Annotated in this window: 20 protein-coding genes; 19 read left to right on the plus strand and 1 reads right to left on the minus strand. The window is 40.8% G+C overall.

Annotated elements, in window-relative coordinates; translation table 11 throughout:
• Positions 1–345 precede the first annotated feature (345 nt).
• Positions 346–594 (minus strand): ferredoxin, encoded by a 249-nt coding sequence (locus TY16_RS20095; RefSeq protein WP_043933568.1) that lies wholly within the window; start codon positions 592–594, stop codon positions 346–348.
• A 222-nt stretch (positions 595–816) separates the two neighbouring features.
• On the opposite strand from TY16_RS20095, the gene TY16_RS20100 reads away from it, so the two are divergent.
• The 19 genes from TY16_RS20100 (at position 817) to rpsA (ending at position 19,002) form a co-directional block, all read left to right on the plus strand.
• Positions 817–1,896, plus strand: coding sequence for a helix-turn-helix domain-containing protein (locus TY16_RS20100; protein WP_043933569.1), 1,080 nt, complete (start codon positions 817–819; stop codon positions 1,894–1,896).
• Positions 1,896–3,395, plus strand: a complete 1,500-nt coding sequence (locus TY16_RS20105; protein WP_043933570.1) for a RecQ family ATP-dependent DNA helicase — start codon at positions 1,896–1,898, stop codon at positions 3,393–3,395. Before TY16_RS20100 ends, TY16_RS20105 begins: the two co-directional genes overlap by 1 nt.
• Positions 3,385–3,975 (plus strand): CPBP family intramembrane glutamic endopeptidase, encoded by a 591-nt coding sequence (locus TY16_RS20110; protein WP_043933571.1) that lies wholly within the window; start codon positions 3,385–3,387, stop codon positions 3,973–3,975. Before TY16_RS20105 ends, TY16_RS20110 begins: the two co-directional genes overlap by 11 nt.
• On the plus strand, positions 3,972–4,721 hold the full coding sequence (locus TY16_RS20115) for a LysM peptidoglycan-binding domain-containing protein (RefSeq protein ID WP_043933572.1): 750 nt from the start codon (positions 3,972–3,974) through the stop codon (positions 4,719–4,721). The genes TY16_RS20110 and TY16_RS20115 overlap by 4 nt, the downstream gene beginning before the upstream one ends.
• Before the next feature lie 193 nt (positions 4,722–4,914).
• A complete protein-coding gene (locus TY16_RS20120) occupies positions 4,915–5,373 on the plus strand; it encodes a YpbF family protein (protein ID WP_043933573.1) in 459 nt (152 codons plus the stop codon).
• A 594-nt stretch (positions 5,374–5,967) separates the two neighbouring features.
• Positions 5,968–6,603 carry a CBS domain-containing protein gene (locus TY16_RS20125; RefSeq protein WP_043933574.1) on the plus strand — a complete coding sequence of 212 codons (636 nt, stop codon included), beginning with the start codon at positions 5,968–5,970 and terminating at the stop codon, positions 6,601–6,603.
• A gap of 70 nt (positions 6,604–6,673) precedes the next feature.
• Positions 6,674–7,027, plus strand: a complete 354-nt coding sequence (locus tag TY16_RS20130; RefSeq protein ID WP_043933575.1) for a hypothetical protein — start codon at positions 6,674–6,676, stop codon at positions 7,025–7,027.
• Positions 7,028–7,041: 14 nt separating this feature from the next.
• Complete coding sequence (locus TY16_RS20135; protein ID WP_043933576.1) at positions 7,042–7,812, plus strand: metallophosphoesterase; 771 nt, start codon at positions 7,042–7,044, stop codon at positions 7,810–7,812.
• A 119-nt stretch (positions 7,813–7,931) separates the two neighbouring features.
• The gene (locus tag TY16_RS20140) at positions 7,932–8,510 is read left to right on the plus strand and encodes an adaptor protein MecA (protein WP_043933577.1); all 579 of its coding nucleotides are present in this window, start codon (positions 7,932–7,934) and stop codon (positions 8,508–8,510) included.
• A 367-nt stretch (positions 8,511–8,877) separates the two neighbouring features.
• Complete coding sequence (locus TY16_RS20145; protein WP_043933578.1) at positions 8,878–10,152, plus strand: Glu/Leu/Phe/Val family dehydrogenase; 1,275 nt, start codon at positions 8,878–8,880, stop codon at positions 10,150–10,152.
• 222 nt (positions 10,153–10,374) lie between these two features.
• Entirely contained in the window at positions 10,375–11,331 is a 957-nt protein-coding gene (locus TY16_RS20150; RefSeq protein ID WP_043933579.1) for a YpdA family putative bacillithiol disulfide reductase, read from the plus strand.
• Positions 11,332–11,642: 311 nt separating this feature from the next.
• Positions 11,643–12,599: an asparaginase gene (locus tag TY16_RS20155; protein WP_043933580.1), complete on the plus strand. Its 957-nt coding sequence runs from the start codon at positions 11,643–11,645 to the stop codon at positions 12,597–12,599.
• A 165-nt stretch (positions 12,600–12,764) separates the two neighbouring features.
• Complete coding sequence (gene prsW, locus TY16_RS20160) at positions 12,765–13,454, plus strand: glutamic-type intramembrane protease PrsW (RefSeq protein WP_043933581.1); 690 nt, start codon at positions 12,765–12,767, stop codon at positions 13,452–13,454.
• Between the two features lie 159 nt (positions 13,455–13,613).
• Positions 13,614–14,312 carry a spore cortex-lytic enzyme gene (gene sleB, locus TY16_RS20165; protein WP_231505717.1) on the plus strand — a complete coding sequence of 233 codons (699 nt, stop codon included), beginning with the start codon at positions 13,614–13,616 and terminating at the stop codon, positions 14,310–14,312.
• A gap of 12 nt (positions 14,313–14,324) precedes the next feature.
• Positions 14,325–15,674, plus strand: coding sequence for a germination protein YpeB (ypeB, locus tag TY16_RS20170; protein WP_043933583.1), 1,350 nt, complete (start codon positions 14,325–14,327; stop codon positions 15,672–15,674).
• Between the two features lie 228 nt (positions 15,675–15,902).
• Positions 15,903–16,082 carry a DUF5359 family protein gene (locus TY16_RS20175; RefSeq protein ID WP_043933584.1) on the plus strand — a complete coding sequence of 60 codons (180 nt, stop codon included), beginning with the start codon at positions 15,903–15,905 and terminating at the stop codon, positions 16,080–16,082.
• Between the two features lie 363 nt (positions 16,083–16,445).
• A complete protein-coding gene (gene cmk, locus TY16_RS20180) occupies positions 16,446–17,123 on the plus strand; it encodes a (d)CMP kinase (protein ID WP_043933585.1) in 678 nt (225 codons plus the stop codon).
• Positions 17,123–17,716 carry a lysophospholipid acyltransferase family protein gene (locus TY16_RS20185; RefSeq protein WP_043933586.1) on the plus strand — a complete coding sequence of 198 codons (594 nt, stop codon included), beginning with the start codon at positions 17,123–17,125 and terminating at the stop codon, positions 17,714–17,716. The genes cmk and TY16_RS20185 overlap by 1 nt, the downstream gene beginning before the upstream one ends.
• Before the next feature lie 146 nt (positions 17,717–17,862).
• Positions 17,863–19,002: a 30S ribosomal protein S1 gene (gene rpsA / locus TY16_RS20190; RefSeq protein ID WP_043933587.1), complete on the plus strand. Its 1,140-nt coding sequence runs from the start codon at positions 17,863–17,865 to the stop codon at positions 19,000–19,002.
• The last annotated feature ends 5 nt before the right edge of the window (positions 19,003–19,007 follow it).

Raw genomic sequence — 19,007 nt, forward strand, 5'->3', positions numbered from 1 at the left:
CGTTGAACGATGACTTTTTGGGACAGCTTTTTCTGTTTTTAATATTTAATAAATTTCTACAATTTCTCGTTCGTGTTGGGTTTCCCTCTGTTCTTCACGTTCTTAACCTATTTTCTTGTTGTTTTTCAGTGTTTAGCGGCATTTAAAAAATTGTGGGCCCAGAAAAGCAGAGCCAGGTCCACAGTATTTTTGGACAGGCCTCTTAAGGGCAGGCGATTGAAGTTATTGCGTTTGATTTGACAAAGTACCGGCAGCGGAAATGAAATTGTACTATTCACCTAACAAAAAAAGGCGCCCAAAAGTATACTTTTGGGACAGCCTCTTTATGTACGTTCAGATAAAGATTTATTCGAACTTCGTTGCATTGCCGTCAAAAGGTTCGTCAGCAACTTTGATAGAATCAGTTGGGCATCCTTCAAAAGCATCCATCATATCATCGATCAGAACATCTGGGATTTCAACAATACCTTCGTTGTCATCAAGTGTTACATATGCAATGCCTTCATCATCATAATCATAGATGTCTGGTGCAGCTGCTCCGCATGCACCACATGCAATGCAAGTTTCTTTGTCTACAATCGTATACTTGGCCATGAAAAAACCCTCCCGTTAGTGTGAACAATTTATTTCTCCGCAAAACATTGGAAACGTATTCCGCATATCTATTGTAAAAAAGAATTCCAAACTTTTCAATAGAAATTATATTGATAATACTTCTCACTCCTGCATTCATTCGCTAATTTACCCTAATTTTAGACAACTAAAGCATACTTTTCATGGTAAAATGGAGATACAACAAATGTACAGGGGACAAATATGCGAAATTTGCAAGAAACACTTCAACTTTCCTTTTTAGAAGCCTTAATCTTGTATTGTCTTAAACAGTTAAATGGTGAGCGAACAATTTATTCTATATACCATATTCTTAATGGCAAAAAATCAGCCCAGACAATTCAGGATGTACATTTATTCAGATTAACTGAATTATTTAAGGCATACGATCGATTGTCGAGGGATCAGCTCGATGCGATTATTGAAACACTCATATCCAAGGGTTATATTGAGAGCAATGATGACCTTCGTTTTTTTATTACCGATAAAGGGCTTGAACAGCTCCAGGAGACACTTTTGTTAACTCCCATTTCTCCATACTTGTCAGGGTTGAAGTACAACCAGGCGAGCCAGATGTTGTGGGCAAGACTGACTCTCCTTGTTCAGGTATGTTCCCATATTTCAAATATGGATAACACGTATGTGCCAATTCAGAAAGGCAGACAAACACAGTTATGGGTAAAAGCATTCCTCTCGAAAAGAAATAAATCAGAAAGAGGAAAAATACCTTATTTGTTGTTAAAGGAGTTTACTCGTCTTTTCGATGGCAAGAAAGATTTGAAGCCTGAAATACTGGTTCTACGACTAAGCGGTTATAAACATGCGGGGCTGACTTCTGAACAGGCGGCACATCAGCTTGGCATGGAAGATGTACATTATCATTTGGAATTCCTGGGGATTCTCCATTTCATTTGCGAAATGGCCTTAACAAACAGCGAAGCATATCCTATTTTTTATGAATTGGTTCGCGAGAGCAGTAAAAGCAATGCATTAACCATTACATCACTCCAAACTTATAAACTTTTAAAGGAAGGTTACTCCCTAGAGGATATCGCCATGTTTCGCAATCTTAAGTTGAGTACTATTGAAGACCATATTGTTGAGATTGCATTGAATCGGGAGGATTTCTCAATTGAACCTTTTGTTAGTCCTGAGGAGCAAAAAAAGATTGCTGACATTGCTGCAAGAACCTCTTCCAGACAGCTTCGCCACTTGCGGGAGCTATTAGCAGGAGTTTCATATTTTAAAATTCGGCTCGTATTGGCAAGGCTTGGTGATTATTAATGTTGAAACAGCAGCTTTATAAATATTTTGGATATTCGTCATTCAGGCCGGGCCAGGAGGAAGTGGTATCTTCTATCCTTGCAGGAAAAGATACACTTGCAATGCTGCCTACTGGAACAGGGAAATCGCTCTGTTTCCAGCTTCCTGGATATATCATGGATGGATCGGTCGTTATCATCTCCCCCTTGCTTTCCCTTATGCAGGACCAGGTTGAACAAATGAGGAAAAGAGGGGAAAAACGAGTTATTGCGATTAATTCCTTTTTGTCTCCCATTGAAAAAAAAGAAGCACTAGCAAAGCTGCCATACTATAAATTTATTTTTCTTTCACCGGAAATGCTTACACTGCCTTTTATCATTGACAGACTAAGGGAAGTCACTATTAGCCTCTTAGCAATAGATGAAGCCCATTGTATATCACAGTGGGGCTATGATTTCAGGCCGGATTATTTAAAGCTTGGAGATTTTCGCCAAAGGCTTGGTAATCCCTTGACTCTCGCTTTGACAGCAACAGCAACCATTGATATAAGGGAAGACATTGTAAATAGGCTTGAAATGAATAATCCGGTGAGAATCGTTTCAAGTGTCGACCGTCCTAACATTTCATTCCACATTGAGAAATTGGGAGATTACAGGGAAAAAGAAAGACGAATATTGGAGCTTGTAGGGACATTGAAACGACCAGGGATTATCTACTTTTCCAGTAAGAGGGCGGCTGAGCAAACCGCAGCAATGCTGAGAAGCAAAGGGTTTTCAAGAACCATGCCTTATCATGGCGGTATGGATCAGGAACAGCGCATCCTTATTCAGCAGCAATTCCTGAACAGCCAGCTGGATATTATTTGTGCTACAAGCGCTTTTGGTATGGGAGTGGATAAAGAAGACATCCGTTTTGTGATTCATTATCATATGCCAATGCAAATAGAATCATATTTACAGGAAATTGGCAGAGCAGGAAGGGATGGTGAACCATCTTTGGCAATATTGCTTTATGCTGAGGGGGATGATTTCCTGCAATATAATCTGGCGGAAGGTGAATTGCCTTCGGGTGAACAGCTGGATGCATTTTTCTCTTATTTAAAAATGGGGGAATTGAAAAAGGACCAGAATGCCATTTTTGAACACGCGCGGGAAGCTGGGGGCCTAACTGACACCCAATGGCGCTGGCTTAAGGATGCTCTTGACAGCTTTGGAGGTGAAAACCTGCAAAAAGTTTTAGAAGAGTTGAAAAGCTATGTAGCAAACAGAAACAGGATTAAGGTGAATTATATTCATAAAATGAAGGGCATTATTGACCACGATGAGTGTATTCGAAACTACTTTCTGGACTACTTTCAGGAACCTTCCCTTGAAATTGGGCGGTATAATTGCTGTGACAAATGCGGGCTACAGTTAACAGATTTTATGGGTGAAATAATTGCAGAGAAAAAGGCAGAAATAAATATGGACTGGAAAAAGCATTTATCCTTTTTACTTCTGGGTGAAGTTAATGAAAAATAAACAAGCAGAACTTATTGGGCAACTATCGGACAGAGAATTGCTTTTTCATTTATATGCTACACAGCTATTTTTATTGATTATATCGTTTGTATTAGGTCTATTCCTTTTTGAAAATGGCTTCTTTTTGGATTTGGCACAATGGAATGATCTGGCTATATGGACAATAGGAATACCAGCAGGGCTTGCGGTCGTTCTAGTGGACTTGATTCTAATGAAAGTATTGCCCCCATCCTATTATAATGACGGTGGTTTAAATGAAAGGATATTTCGTTCAAGAAATACCCTTCATATCGCCCTGATTGCTGCAATTGTCGCAATTAGCGAAGAAATTCTTTTCAGAGGAATTATCCAGGAGAAAACAGGGCTAATCATTGCGAGTATCATTTTTGCCCTAATCCATTATCGGTATTTATTTAATTGGTTTTTATTTGTCAATATTGTTGCGCTAAGCTTTTTTATTGGAGCTATCTATAGCTGGACAGATAATTTGGCAGTAACTATTGTGATGCACTTTACAATTGATTTTCTTTTAGGGATGGCTATTAAGCTGAAAAATAAGAATGGAGGCGGGAATGGATGAACAAGGAAGATCCATATAGGGAACGGGCAGAAAAAAACCGAAAGCGAATCTCAAGATCCGAACCGGATCCAAATAATGTGTCTTCAATGCCTTCCAGGTCAAAAGTCCACCAAGATAAAAAGAAAAAAACTGTATTTAAATTAAAGTATCCGATTATTCGGTTACTTGTTCTTTTCTTCATCCTTTTACCTATCACCGTTATTACCGTGATATCATACATGGATGAGAATCAGGCCGAGCAAACTCTAAAGACTGGCTATGATATGGTAAGCCTTGAAGAAAGGGAAAATGAAGTTTCCATCGAGAATAAAGAAAATACAGAAGAAGTCCAGTCACCTGCAGCTTCTGATGGCGCGGATGAAGAAGCAACTTCAACCATGTCCCCAGCTTCACCAGCAGGACAGCAAGTTTCGGAGGGGAAAGACAAAGGAACTTTGTCTCCTGAAAATTCTAATGCGGACACACCGCAACAGGTCGCCTCTTCTAATCCTGCACCTAAAGCTGAAAATCAGAGTGCTGACAATAGCCAGTCAAATGACGATTCAAGCAATGAAGAGACTGAAAATGGAAAACCTGAAAGTGAACAGAAAGTCCTTTACCATACTGTAAAGCCAGGTGAAACGTTATTCAGAATTGCAATGACATACTATAAAAGCCAATCCGGGATAGAGATAATTCGAAATGCCAATGGAATAATAGAAAATGAAATACAGACAGGACAAACCTTGAAAATTCCTGTTAATTAGACGGCCCCCACTTAAGGCCGTTTTTTTATGCCGCCTTTGTCTTCCCAAATGGAAACAAAGTTTTGGACGGGGTTCATTCATAGATGCTTTCCTGACCTTTTTAATATCCATTCTTCATAAATAAGTGGACAGGTTCATACATTTCTATAAGATGTCCAGCTTCTTAATGATTGGATTGGGGGAACACTCAGGTATGGAAAAACAAATCAGCATGCTTGATAACCGTACTGACAAAGCAACAAAAGAGATGCTCAATAATGTGGTAAAAAGAAAAAAGAAATTTGACGAAGCGAAGTTAAAACATTATGCATCGATTACCGCACTCCTTGGAGTAACCGCGATGTATTTGGCCTATCTATATTTTTCAATTGTTGTTCCTTACTCGTATTCGTTTTACGCCATGTTTTCCTCATTTGTCGGCAATAGCTTAAACTTTTTCTTTTTTGTCCTTACAGGGTCACTTTATGGACTGATGATTCTCCTGAAACAGCAAAGTGATAAAAAAGAAAAGGAATACCACGAACTTAGATGCGAGATAGTGGATCGCAGTAAAGACTTATGGAAGAAGGAAGAAGAATGGAAATCAAGACATATTGTCTTTGATATGATGAAAAAGGAATATGATATAAATCTTTATCATGAAAAAAAATAAAGATACCAGTTTTTAAACTCAAACAGAATATACTGATCTTATTTTTTTATAATCATATTGGGCCAGGGAAGCTCCTTAGGAAGCTTCCCTTTATTGTACCTTGATTTAGATAAAGAGTTATAGAATATAATTTTCTTAACGGAATGGATTAAATCGGAAGGAGCGGAGACTCTTCTGGGAAGCTTATTCAACTTTAACGGGAGAAAACGCCAGCGAACCTCTATTGACGACCGGAAGCCCTATTTCTAAGGCAACAGGGTAGTCAAGAACCTCTATTGACGACCGTGCCTCCTCTTTCTTAACCTGCAGAGTCGTTAAGTACCTTTATTGACGACCGGACTCTCCATTTCTTAACCGGGAGGGGCGTCATGGACCAGCGAGACTTCCCCAGTCGCTTGCTCCGAGGAGTATGAATGCGTAAGCGCCTTAGTTTGACCGTGAAATTCTCCTCGAGTATTCTTAATAACATTTATGTGCGTGTACTTTCTGCAGTTAACATAGCCTAGGATAAAAATATTCTGATAAATGAAAAGGATTTGAAGGCGATTATGTTGAAATAGTAAGTGAACGATTTAAAATGTTGAGGTGATGGTAATGTTTGTAAAAAGCATCATGATTCCTAAATATAATTGCCATGTTGTCCAGGGAAATGAAAAAGTTCGTAAGGCGCTGGAATGCCTTGAAAAACATCAAATCGATGGTGTTCCTGTCTTAAGGGGCGACGAATATGAAGGGGTTATTACACTTCATCGGATTTATGAACAATATTTCCAATCTGGTCAATCAAAAGAGGATTTTCTTGATGAAACTGTCATTTCAGATATCGCAACCCATCAGGAAGCGTATTTGGATGGCGGCGAGATTTTTGAAAATACATTAATGGAATTGAGGAACTTCCCACTTTTGTCAGTTGTCGATAGTAAAAGAAACTTTCTTGGCGTCGTAACCAGATATGATGTTTTAAATCAGTTCCAAAGCGCTTTTGGGATGAATAGGCCTGGTGTCCGGATTGCCTTTACTTCTGTTGAAACTGAAGGAAGGATTGCCCGTCTTGCGGAAATTGCCCACCAGTTCCATGAACATATTATTTCACTCGTAACCTTTGATGAAACTGATAAATTGGTCAGAAGGATTGTGCTAAAGGTTGAGCGAAATGAGAATATTGATAAATTTGTTAAAAAGCTGGAGTCACACGGATTTCGAATTCTGAACATACATGAAGATGTATAAACATTTTGAGTAAAATAAATAGCAAGTAGTTAACATCCCCTCATATATAGTTATATGGGGGGATTTAACTGTGCATATTATTGTTCTTATGCTTGCCATGTTCGTGTGCGGCTACTTATTCAGTGAATGGATGGAAATAACCAGCCCTTTTTCACTCCATAGTTTTTTGCTCGGATTGGTTTTGAATCCACTCGGCTTTTTTGCTGCTGCATTAGTTTACTTTTCCGGTGTAGGAATCAATGGTTACCTGATACGTTTATATTCGGAAACGCCAAAGCGCCGTAATTTTAAAAAGCTGTCAGCTTTATTGGTTTGTCTTGGCTCGGTGTTCATATTTGTTTACCTTTACCAAATTTCACCGGTACATACGCTTGTATTCTTCGGCTCCAGCCTGATTTATGGTATCATTTCGATATACTTGTGAAGGGTGCTGAAGAAATGGGCTTTTATTTTTTGATGGGCATAGTTGCTCTAGGTGCCTTGCTGTTAATCTATATGCTATATCTTGCTTTTGAAAATAACCTAAAAGAGCAAGAGCTTTTGTTTTCCGACTTCCCAGAAACATTTGGCTCGCTGAAGTTGTTTTTCATTTCTGATATTCATAAAAGAATCGTTTCGGATACATTGATATCCTCCGTTAAAGGAAAGGCGGATCTAGTAATCATAGGTGGAGATATCAGAGAAAAAGGAGTGCCTCTTGGAAATGTAGAAGCAAATATCCTGAAATTGAAATCGATAGCGCCCGTATTCTTTGTATGGGGCAATAATGATTACGAAGGTGAATACCGCGCCTTGGATCATTTGCTGCTCAGCCATGGAGTGAAAATTCTTGATAATACTGCAACTTCCTTTGAATCGGGAGCAGGGGATAGAGTAGTCCTTCTGGGGGTAGATGATCTGGGTTTAAACAAAGACCGCTTGGATCTTGCGTTATTTGATGCTGGTGAAGGAGGATTTAGGATTTTGGTGAGCCACAATCCTAAAATTATCCAAAAAATAGAACCAGAACATAACATTTCTTTAGTGTTAAGCGGACATACCCATGGCGGCCAGATAAGGTTTGCGGGAATCGGTCCGTATAAAAAGGGAAGAATCGAAAAAGCAGGCAATGTAACATTGCTAACCAGCAACGGATATGGTACGACCATGCTGCCTCTAAGGCTTGGCGCTAAATCGGAATGCCACTTGCTGACCATCCGGAAAGGCTGACCTGTTTGTGCATACAAGCCGAAAGTTAAAAAGCATATAGGGGTGAATAGACAATTCACCAACCCGGCGCAATGACATAAACTATTGAAAAGAGTGAGTCATGGCAGGGGGCTTAAGGCATGCGTCTCGAAAGATTGACAGAGAATAAAATTAAGATATTTATAACTTCCGATGACCTTTTTGACAGGGGGTTGTCCAAAGAGGATATTGTAAAGGATTCACTCAAATGGAGGCAGCTCTTTACTGATATGCTTGAAGAAGCCAGCGACACGCTCGATGTAGATATACAGGGCGCGGTCGCAGTTGAAGTCTTTTCACTCAAGGCGCAAGGGATGGTCATGATAATCACCGTTACAGACCATGAGGAAGAGGATGAACTTCTTTATGACGGCTTTATTGAAATGCAAGTAACGGTTGAAGGTATTGAAAAACTGTTGTTTAAATTTGAGTCCATTGAGGATGTTATTCAGCTTGTTAAACGCCTTTCTTTTTTAGGAACCAAAGGGGGAAGCCTCTATTCTTTAAACGGCCACTATTATCTCCTTTTCGATGCCACCCCTGATGATGCCGAGCGTAATGCTTCGATAATGGCTGAATATGGGCATGCGTCAATACTTAGTCTGATATATCTTGAGGAATATGGAAAAACAATTATGAAGGATTGCGCTGTAGAAACACTCCTTCAATACTTTTCATAGGCGGACTGACCGATCATTCGGCAGCCGCTGTTTTTTTGTATGTATACATAGTTTTAGGTGGTATAGGAAGTGTTTTTTAAAAAAAAATTTAGTTGAGTGAAGCGACTTGTAAAAGGCAATATCTGCAGTTCCTGCAAGGTCTCCCTTTGTGTCACTGCAATAACTATTCCGAAACGTCCCTTTGTGGAACTGAAATGGAACTGAGTTGATAAAATGGGCTATTCCTCTAATCAATGACAACGCTTGCAAATAAATGCGTGAATAGACTGAATTGAAATTTTTTATCTTTGCTTTAACTTTTTAAAAGTGTATACTAGTCTCTGAAAGCCACGAACTTTCGAGCAGTGATATCTTAGGAGGTTTATAAATGGCAACGGGGAAAGGTAATGAAAGTACGAATCTTGAAAAACATGATGTTCTAAAATCCACTCAAACGGTTATCCATAAGGCACTAGAAAAGCTTGGATATCCTGAAGAAGTTTTCGAGCTCTTAAAGGAGCCGATCAGGATGATGACTGTTAAAATCCCAGTGCGTATGGATGATGGGGCAATTAGGATATTTACCGGTTATAGGGCCCAGCATAATGATGCAGTCGGACCTACAAAAGGCGGGATTCGCTTTCACCCGAACGTAACAGAAAAAGAAATTAAGGCACTTTCTATTTGGATGAGCCTTAAATGCGGAATAGTGGATCTTCCATATGGCGGAGCGAAGGGCGGGATCATCTGCGATCCTCGCGACATGTCATTCCGTGAACTAGAACGACTTAGCCGAGGATATGTTAGGGCGATAAGCCAGATTGTCGGCCCTACAAAAGATATTCCGGCTCCGGATGTATTTACAAATTCTCAAATCATGGCTTGGATGATGGATGAATACAGCAGGATTGATGAATTTAATTCTCCTGGCTTCATCACAGGGAAACCACTTGTACTTGGAGGATCCCATGGCCGTGAATCTGCAACAGCAAAAGGAGTTACCATTTGCATTCGTGAGGCAGCCAAGAAAAAAGGTATCCAGCTTGAAGGAGCACGGGTTGTTGTTCAGGGGTTTGGAAACGCTGGCAGCTATCTATCTAAATTCATGCACGATGCTGGAGCTAAAATAATCGGCATTTCCGATGCCTATGGTGCTCTATATGATCCAAATGGACTGGACATCGATTATCTCCTCGACCGCAGGGATAGTTTTGGAACAGTCACTAAGCTATTTAACAATACAATCACAAATAAGGAATTGCTGGAACTTGATTGTGATATCCTTGTTCCTGCCGCTATTGAAAATCAAATCACTGATGAAAATGCCCATAATATCAGGGCGAGTATTGTTGTCGAAGCTGCCAATGGACCTACTACCTTGGAAGCCACAGAAATCCTTACAGAGCGGGGAATCCTGCTTGTGCCGGATGTACTTGCATCCTCCGGCGGTGTAACAGTATCTTATTTTGAATGGGTACAGAACAATCAAGGATATTATTGGACTGAGGAAGAAGTAGAAGAAAAGCTTGAAAAAGTAATGGTGAAATCCTTTAAGAACATTTATGATACGGCTCAAAATCGCCGTGTGGATATGCGCCTGGCAGCTTATATGGTTGGAGTGCGCAAAATGGCTGAAGCCAGCCGTTTCAGAGGCTGGATTTAAGCAGAATACGTTCATGTGAACGTGACTTTTGGATTTACATTGAAACCTTGAAGAAAATCTCCTATCATAAACTGATGGGAGATTTTTTTGTATAATTTCCTTATAATTATTTTAATTTCCCGGACTCCTTGGAGCTTCAGCTTATCGGTCCGGTTGAAAGAAGTAAGAAGATAGCTTTGGGAGTACATTATGTAATTGAACATTTATATAGGAGATGCTTTTATGCAAAAGGAAGATGTTATTATTATCGGGGCTGGCCCCTGTGGTCTCGCAGCTGCCATATCGTTGAAGGAAGCAGGTAAAAATCCCCTTGTTATTGAAAAAGGGAATATAGTGAATGCGATTTATCATTATCCCACCCATCAAACTTTTTTTAGTACAAGTGAAAAATTAGAAATTGGCAATGTCCCGTTCATTACGGAAAACTATAAGCCGGTTAGGCTTCAAGCACTGGTATATTACAGGGAAGTTGTAAAGAGGAAGCAGCTGAGAATCAACTCCTTTGAAAGAGTTACGTCAATTACTCAAAGTGGAAGCGGATATTTAGTGAATACAGAGAAAGGGTTATACGATACGCCCAATGTTGTAATTGCCACTGGATATTATGATAATCCTAACTTTATGGGTGTCCCTGGAGAGGATTTACCTAAGGTATTTCATTACTTTAAAGAAGCACATCCTTATTTTGATAAAGATGTATGTGTTATCGGCGGCAAGAATTCCAGTGTCGATGCAGCGATTGAATTGAATAAGGCTGGGGCAAGGGTAACAGTTTTATATAGGGGAAGTGAATATTCAACGAGCATCAAACCATGGATTCTCCCCGAATTCGATTCGCTTGTCAGAAATGGTTCAATCCGTCTTGAATTCAATGCGCATGTCAAGGAAATAACAGACAGGGAAGTCTATTTTGAAAAGGGTGGACAAGTCCATTCATTTCAGAATGATTATGTTTTTGCGATGACAGGATATCGTCCCGATCATAACTTCTTAAAGGAAATCGGTATTGAAATTGATTTCGAGACAGGAAGGCCAAAGTTCAATCCAGAAACGATGGAAACGAATATGCCAGGAATCTTTATTGCTGGTGTAATCGCCGCCGGAAATAATGCGAACGAGATCTTTATCGAAAATGGACGATTCCACGGCGGCTTGATAGCAAAAGCTTTACTAAAGTGAAGAATCCGGAAAAACGTAATAATTAAACTATATAAGATGAACTAAAGAATCCTTAATTTAATTGGAGCGGAAGGCGCGAAGACTCGTTCGAAAATGCAAAAGACGCATTTTCTCCTGCGATGTCTTTTCGCTGAAGGTTATTCAACGTCCTAGCGGGAGAAAAGGTCAGTGGGAGACCCCACAGGCGCTAGCGCCGAGGAGGCTCCCAGGCCGCCCGTGGAAAGCGAAGCGCCTAGAGCGGAAATTAAAGGTAAAACTAATAAGTTCATCTTGTTTAGAGCAGTTCCTATAAACTTTTGCAGGGTGATTCTATGAGAAAAGTAGTATTGTTAACAACAGGCGGAACCATAGCCAGCAAACCCAATAAGGATTCAGGCAAACTGGCTTCAGGGGAAATGACAGGGGAAGAACTGGCCGCCCTTTGTAACCTGCCTGACGATATTGAAGTTATTGTTGAATCAGTTTTTCAAAAAGCTAGCATGCATATTACATTTGACGACTTGATTTACTTGAAGAGTAGAATTGACTATTACTTCCAGGATGAAACGATTTGGGGTGCTGTAGTTACACACGGCACGGATACAATGGAGGAAACGGCTTACTTTTTGGATCTGACTGTTGATGACGAACGTCCTGTCATTGTTACTGGGTCTCAGCGGTCACCAGATGATTTGGGAAGCGATGTCTTTATTAACCTCAGGCATGCGATATATTCGGCCTGCTCGAAAGATTTACGAGGAACGGGTGCTGTCGTTGTGTTTAATGAGCGGATATTTGCTGCCCGGTATGTTAAAAAAGAACATGCATCCAACATACAGGGATTTAGTGTTTTTGGTTTTGGTTATTTAGGTATTATTGACAATGATGAAGTTTCCGTTTATCAAAAACCGATCAGGCGTGAAGTCTATAAGCTAAAAACAACCATTCCTCGTATAGAAATAGTCAAATGCTACATGGGCGGAGATGGCATATTCATAAAAGCGGCCAGGGAAAGCGGAGTTAAAGGGATTGTGCTTGAAGGAGTCGGGCGCGGCCAAGTATCTCCTTTAATGATGGAGGAAATTGAAAAGGCTATTGCTGAAGGGATTATTATAGTTATTACCACCAGTGCTGAAGAAGGTGCGGTCTATACCACTTATGACTATAAAGGGAGCGCATTTGACCTGTACAAAAAAGGTGCTATTTTAGGCAGTGACAATGATTCGAAAAAAGCCCGAATTAAGCTTGGAGTCGCACTTGCAAGCGGAAAAACAGAAGTACAATTTTAATTTTTTCACACTTCTTTTTGTGGCAGTTAGAGATCTATAATCTTGGACAACTTCAGGAAAAAAAGTTCCCATTTTCTTTCGGTACCGTCCGTGTTACCATGAAGGTAATGGAAAAATTCGTGAATTAGATCTTTATTCAACACTCGCAAAGAAAGGTGGCCGTGCATGCTGGGGATCTTTTCTGCCGGGATTGCACCCGGCCTCGCATTACTAAGTTATTTCTATTTGAAGGATGAAGTGGAATCAGAGCCGCTTCCAGTGGTAATCAGGACCTTTATCAATGGAGCTTTGCTCGTGTTTCCAATTATGTTCATTCAGCATGTCCTGAATGCTGAGAATGTTATCAATTCGGGATGGGGAACAGCATTCCTTTCCTCTGGTCTTTTGGAGGAGTTCATGAAATGGTTCATCCTCTACTATGTTATCTACCGGCATATGGCTTTTGATGAGCCATTTGACGGAATCGTCTATGGTGCCGCGGTCTCCCTTGGTTTTGCCACCGTTGAAAATATTCTTTATTTAATTGGCAATGGTGTCGAACATGCAATCGGCAGGGCGCTGCTTCCCGTCCCAAGCCATGCTCTTTTTGGGGTTATTATGGGATTTTATATAGGGAAAACCAAGTTCTCCAAAACAAAACAGAAATTATGGTTATTCTTTTCACTAGCATTGCCGGTCTTACTTCACGGGATTTATGACTATATATTAATCACTCAAGAAAACTGGATTTATATTATTATGCCATTTATGGCCTTCCTTTGGTGGTTTGCAATAAGGAAGGTTAAGAAGGCACGCATCCTAAGCGCAGCCCATTTAGAAAGTAAATACCAAGCCCAAAACCCTCTTCACTCATAGTGGAGAGGGTTTTACATTTTTATTAGTACCTTCCAGACCTCCACTTCAATGAATAAAACCGGCAGTAATACAAAAAATAAACTCAATATAGAAGAAATGGAATTGGAGGTACAACTTATGAAAAGGAAGTGGAGGGCATTTCCAAAATGCCTTTTGGTTATGTTGTTATGCCTTCCTGTGCTTTTTGGGCCAGGAGAAAAAGCAGAGGCGTTCACCAATCAGGTCATTCAGCATGGTGCGGTTGGAGAGGATGTGATTGAGCTCCAATCAAGGCTGAAACACATTGGATTTTACACGGGGAAGATAGATGGGGTTTTTGGCTGGAGGACCTATTGGGCTCTTAGGAATTTCCAATATGAATTTGGATTGCCTATAGACGGTATCGCAGGCAAGGACACTAAGGCAAAGCTTGTAAAAACAACAAAGTATAACGCCAAAGGTGCAGGCGGGAAAAATACGTCCGCACCCGCCAAGCCTACTGCAACAAATGTTCCAAACGGCTTTTCGCAAAATGATATTAAACTCATGTCAAACGCGGTTTATGGAGAAGCGAGAGGGGAGCCTTATGAAGGCCAGGTTGCAGTTGCGGCGGTCATTCTCAACAGGCTTGAAAGTTCAACTTTTCCAGATACCATTTCAGGAGTTATTTTTGAACCACTCGCGTTTACCGCTGTAGCGGATGGACAAATTTGGCTTACACCGAATGATACGGCAAGAAAGGCTGTAATGGATGCCATCAATGGCTGGGATCCTACGGGGAATGCCACATATTACTTCAATCCCGAAACAGCAACTAGCAAATGGATTTGGTCAAGGCCCCAAATCAAGAGGATTGGCAAGCATATATTCTGTAAATAAGCGGGTGAAGATATGGTTAGAAACGTGATAATCGTAATCCTTGTAATTGCCCTGGCTGGAACCGGCTACTGGGGTTATCAGGAACATAAAGAAAAGACAGCAGTACTAATTAACGCTGAAAACACCTATCAGAAGTCGTTTCATGAACTTACCTATGAAATCGATTTACTTCACGATGAGATTGGATCAACCCTAGCAATGAATTCCCGTAAGTCATTATCTCCTTCTCTGGCAGAAGTATGGAGAATTACGGCAGAAGCCCGCCAGGATGTGGGACAACTTCCTCTGGCGCTGCTTCCATTCAATAAGACAGAGGAATTCCTTGCTAATGTGGGAGATTTCAGTTACAAAGCTGCTGTCAGGGATTTGGAAAAAGAACCTTTAACCGATACTGAATATAAAGCCCTTGAAAACTTATATAAGGAGGCAGGCGACGTCCAAGAGGATTTACGCAAAGTTCAGCATATGGTCCTGAAAAATAATCTTCGCTGGATGGATGTAGAGCTTGCCCTCGCTTCCGGGAAGGAAAACGGGGACAATACCATTATTGATGGATTTAAAACGGTTGAAAAAACAGTCTCCGGTTATGGTGAGACTGATTTCGGGCCAGGATTTGTTGATATGAAGAAAAATGATGCCAACTTTAATAATCTTCCTGGCAAAAAAATCACAAAAAAAGAAGCAGTCTCAATTGCAAAAAAATACATCGGATTTGACGGGAATGCCAAAACAAAGGTGACGGATAATGGTAAAGGGTCTGATTACGGTTTTTACTCCGTTACCGTAAACAATCAGGATACCGGAATGGAAGCGATGATGGATATTACTCAGAAAGGCGGGTATCCAATTTGGTTCTTAAATAATAGGCCAGTTAATAAGGCATCCATTTCCTTAAATGATGCTGGCAATAGAGCACTCGCATTTCTCAAGGAAAATGGTTTTGCTTCAATGGAACTATTTGAAAGTGCCCAATACGATTCTGTTGGCGTTTTCACATTTGTTACTAAAATAGGTGACATTAGAGTTTATCCCGACTCGGTTAAAGTGAAAATTGCCCTGGACGATGGCACGCCTGTCGGATTATCTGCTGAAGATTATTGGAAGAACCATAAGAATCGAAAGCCTGAAAAACCAGCACTGCCTCTTGCGGAAGCCAGGAAGAAAATCAATCCAAAGCTAAAAGTCATGGAGGAACGGCAGGCAATCATTGTCAATGATGTTAGACAAGAGGTACTTTGTTATGAATTCCTTGGTACCCTTGGTGATGATTCATACAGAATTTACATTAATGCAATTAATGGGGATGAGGAGAAGATTGACAAGCTGAAAGAAGCCGAAGAATTATACGAAGATGCTTTATAGCTTTCTCAGCACCCTGTTTTAAAAATGCGGCTGTGGACGATACTGTAGGTAAATTTTATCCCACTCTTAACGGGCAGTAAGACCCCCACCTCAAGATTCAGAGGAAGCGAAGAAGATAGGTGGGGGATCAACTGCCCGTAAAGGTCCGATTGGTTCATCTATCCATCAGTGTGGGATGAGGAAAACCCTCACTGATGGAAGATTCACTTTATTGAAAAGAGAGGCGCCATGAAAACAGTTGAACGTATCCTCTTGAAAATTGCCGTAGTTCAGTTTTTGTTTTTACTTTTGTCCCAGTTGATTTTTCATTGGTATGGTCTTTTGCCTGGGGTGCTTCCAATATCAAAATATGAAGGGACAGAGGCCGGAACCTATTCGGAATTTCTGGAAACCTTTCAAGGAAAGTAGGGCAGGATATTCCTGCCCTTCTTTTGTTATTTAACTTATATAGGCTAAATTATTTTTAAAAGTATGGTAAAATAAATAATTGGCAGCAAGTACTATAATAAGATGAACTAAGTCATTGGAGGCACTGGAGGAGTTGCTAGCCGAGAAGTATGTAACCGCCTTGGTTAGCCTTCAGACAAGCGCAGTAGGGCATGGAGGAAAGCAATTCTTTACTTCACTTAAGGGTGTGATTCGTTCTTCACTGACTAGGTGCTAAAAGAAACACCAGCTCTCGGGACGCTATAGAACCTCGAGCGAAATTAACTGGTAAAACTAAAAGTTCATCTTTTATAAATGAGTAATGGAAAAGGTACAGGAGGATTTATGGAAACGAAAATTTCAATCGCAATTGATGGCCCTGCAGCGGCAGGTAAAAGTACAGTAGCTAAAATACTGGCTGAAAGGCTCTCTTATATTTATATTGATACTGGAGCGATGTATAGGGCTCTTACCTATAAAGCACTGAAAAATGGGGTTGACCTCGAAAATGAAGAAAGCTTAATTGATATGCTGCTTAGCTCAACTATTGAGCTTTTTCCTTCAGAAAAAGGGCAGCTCGTATTTCTTGATAAAGAAGAGGTAACCGCTGATATACGAACTTCAGAAGTTACCAACTCGGTATCCATTGTGTCGAGGCATCGCAAGGTTAGGGAAGAAATGGTACGGAGACAGCAGCAATTCGCTGAGAATGGCGGCGTTGTTATGGATGGCCGAGACATTGGCACTCATGTCCTTCCGAATGCAGAAGTAAAGGTGTTTTTACTTGCCAGTGTTGAAGAACGGGCTGCAAGAAGGCATTCCGAGAATCTATTAAAAGGTTTTGAATCAGTTCTGGAAACGCTCAAAAGAGAAATTGCGGCCAGGGATAAACTTGATTCGGAACGGGAAGTCGCACCGTTAGTCAAAGCTGCCGATGCAGTTGAAATTGATACAACATCCCTTTCGATTGAAGAAGTTGCTGACTCAATAATGTCATTAGTAAAGGAAAGAGTGGGAAAATAATGGCGTTCTATGATTTTGCAAAAAACGTTGTCAAGATAGCCCTTAAGCCTGTTTATCATTATGAAATAATTGGCCAGGAGAACGTACCAAAGGATGGCGGAGTCCTCTTATGTTCAAATCATATCGAGAATTTTGACCCCCTATTGGTTGGAATCACGACCAAACGCCCTGTCCATTTTATGGCCAAGGAAGAGATTTTTAAAGTGCCAGTGCTGAAGAATGTCGTGTTAATGTGCAACGCTTTTCCTGTGAAAAGGGGAATGAGTGACCGGGAAGCATTAAGAAAAGGATTAAATGTTTTAAAGGAAGGAAAGGTTTTAGGTTTGTTTCCAGAGGGAACTAGAAGCAAGACGGGGGAATTGGGCAAGGGTCTGGCAGGTGCCGGATTTTTCGCACTCCGTTCAAATGCGCATGTAGTTCCATGCGCCATCATCGGCCCCTATAAGGCTTTTTCCAAATTAAAGGTTGTTTATGGCAAGCCAATTGATATGGAAAAAGCAAGAATGGAAAAGGCTTCTGCCGATGTTGTAACTGAATTAATAATGTCGGAAATACGTAAACTTATTGATGAACACAAAGGTGTTTCCGCTTGACAAAAAAGTCCTTTTGTAAGAAGTTATTAAAAAAGGATATTTTTTCGAATATTCGATAGAATTGCAGCCAAAGATGCGTGCTGTGTATCTGCATGGCTTGGCATCTGTATTTCAAATGGGCAGCCAATGGTTAAGGAGGAGTACATATGTCGGAAGATATGAATCAGATTGAAGTAGGATCTTTTGAGATCGGGGATCGCGTGACTGGGCAAGTTACTAAGGTTGAGGAAAAACAAGTTCTCGTAGACATCCAGAACAGCAAACTTGACGGAATCATTCCTATTAGCGAATTGTCCAGCATCCATATTGAAAAAGCATCGGATGCTGTTGCGGAAGGCGATACACTTGAACTGGAGGTCCTTAAAGTTGAAGAGGAGGCCCTTATCCTTTCCAAGCGCAAGGTAGATGCTGTCAAAGCGTGGGACGAGCTTGAAGAGAAATTCCAAAGCGGCGAAGTGTTCACAGCTGAGGTAAAGGATGTTGTAAAGGGTGGCCTCGTAGTTGACCTGGGAGTCCGTGGTTTTGTACCTGCATCCCTGGTTGAAGCTTACTTTGTAGAAGACTTCTCCGACTATAAAGGGAAGGAGCTGTCCTTTAAGATTGTCGAGCTTGATAAGGAAAAGAACAGGCTCATCCTATCCCACCGTGCCGTGGTTGAAGAGGAAAAAGGCAAAAAGAAACAAGGCTTGCTGGAAAACCTCCAGCCTGGACAAGTAATCGAAGGAACAGTTCAAAGGATTACTGACTTTGGTGCGTTTGTAGATATTGGTGGAATCGACGGTCTTGTCCATATTTCCCAGCTTTCGCATGAACATGTTGAAAAACCTGGCGATGTTGTTGAGGAAGGGCAACAGGTACAAGTGAAAGTCCTGAGTGTAGACAGGGATAATGAAAGAATTTCTTTATCAATTAAAGAAACTCTTCCAGGGCCTTGGTCAAATATCGCTCAGAAGGCTGCTAAAGGCAGCATCCTAACTGGTACCGTCCGCAGAATTGTATCGTATGGAGCTTTTGTTGAGGTCTTCCCTGGTGTTGAAGGGCTTGTGCATATTTCCCAGATTGCACACAAGCACATTGCAACTCCTCATGAGGCTTTAAAAGAAGGCCAGGAAGTACAAGTAAAAGTCCTGGAAGTCAGTGAGAATGATCAGCGACTCAGCTTAAGCATTAAGGATTTACTGGAAAAGGATTACGAGGAAAATACCGACTATGAATTGCCAGAGGAATCAAAAGGCTTCCAGCTTAGTGAACTGCTCGGTGACAAGCTCAAAAATCTTAAAAAATAATTAGA

It is taken from the genome of Bacillus sp. EB01 (genome assembly GCF_000613125.1).
Classification (GTDB): domain Bacteria; phylum Bacillota; class Bacilli; order Bacillales; family Cytobacillaceae; genus Bacillus_D.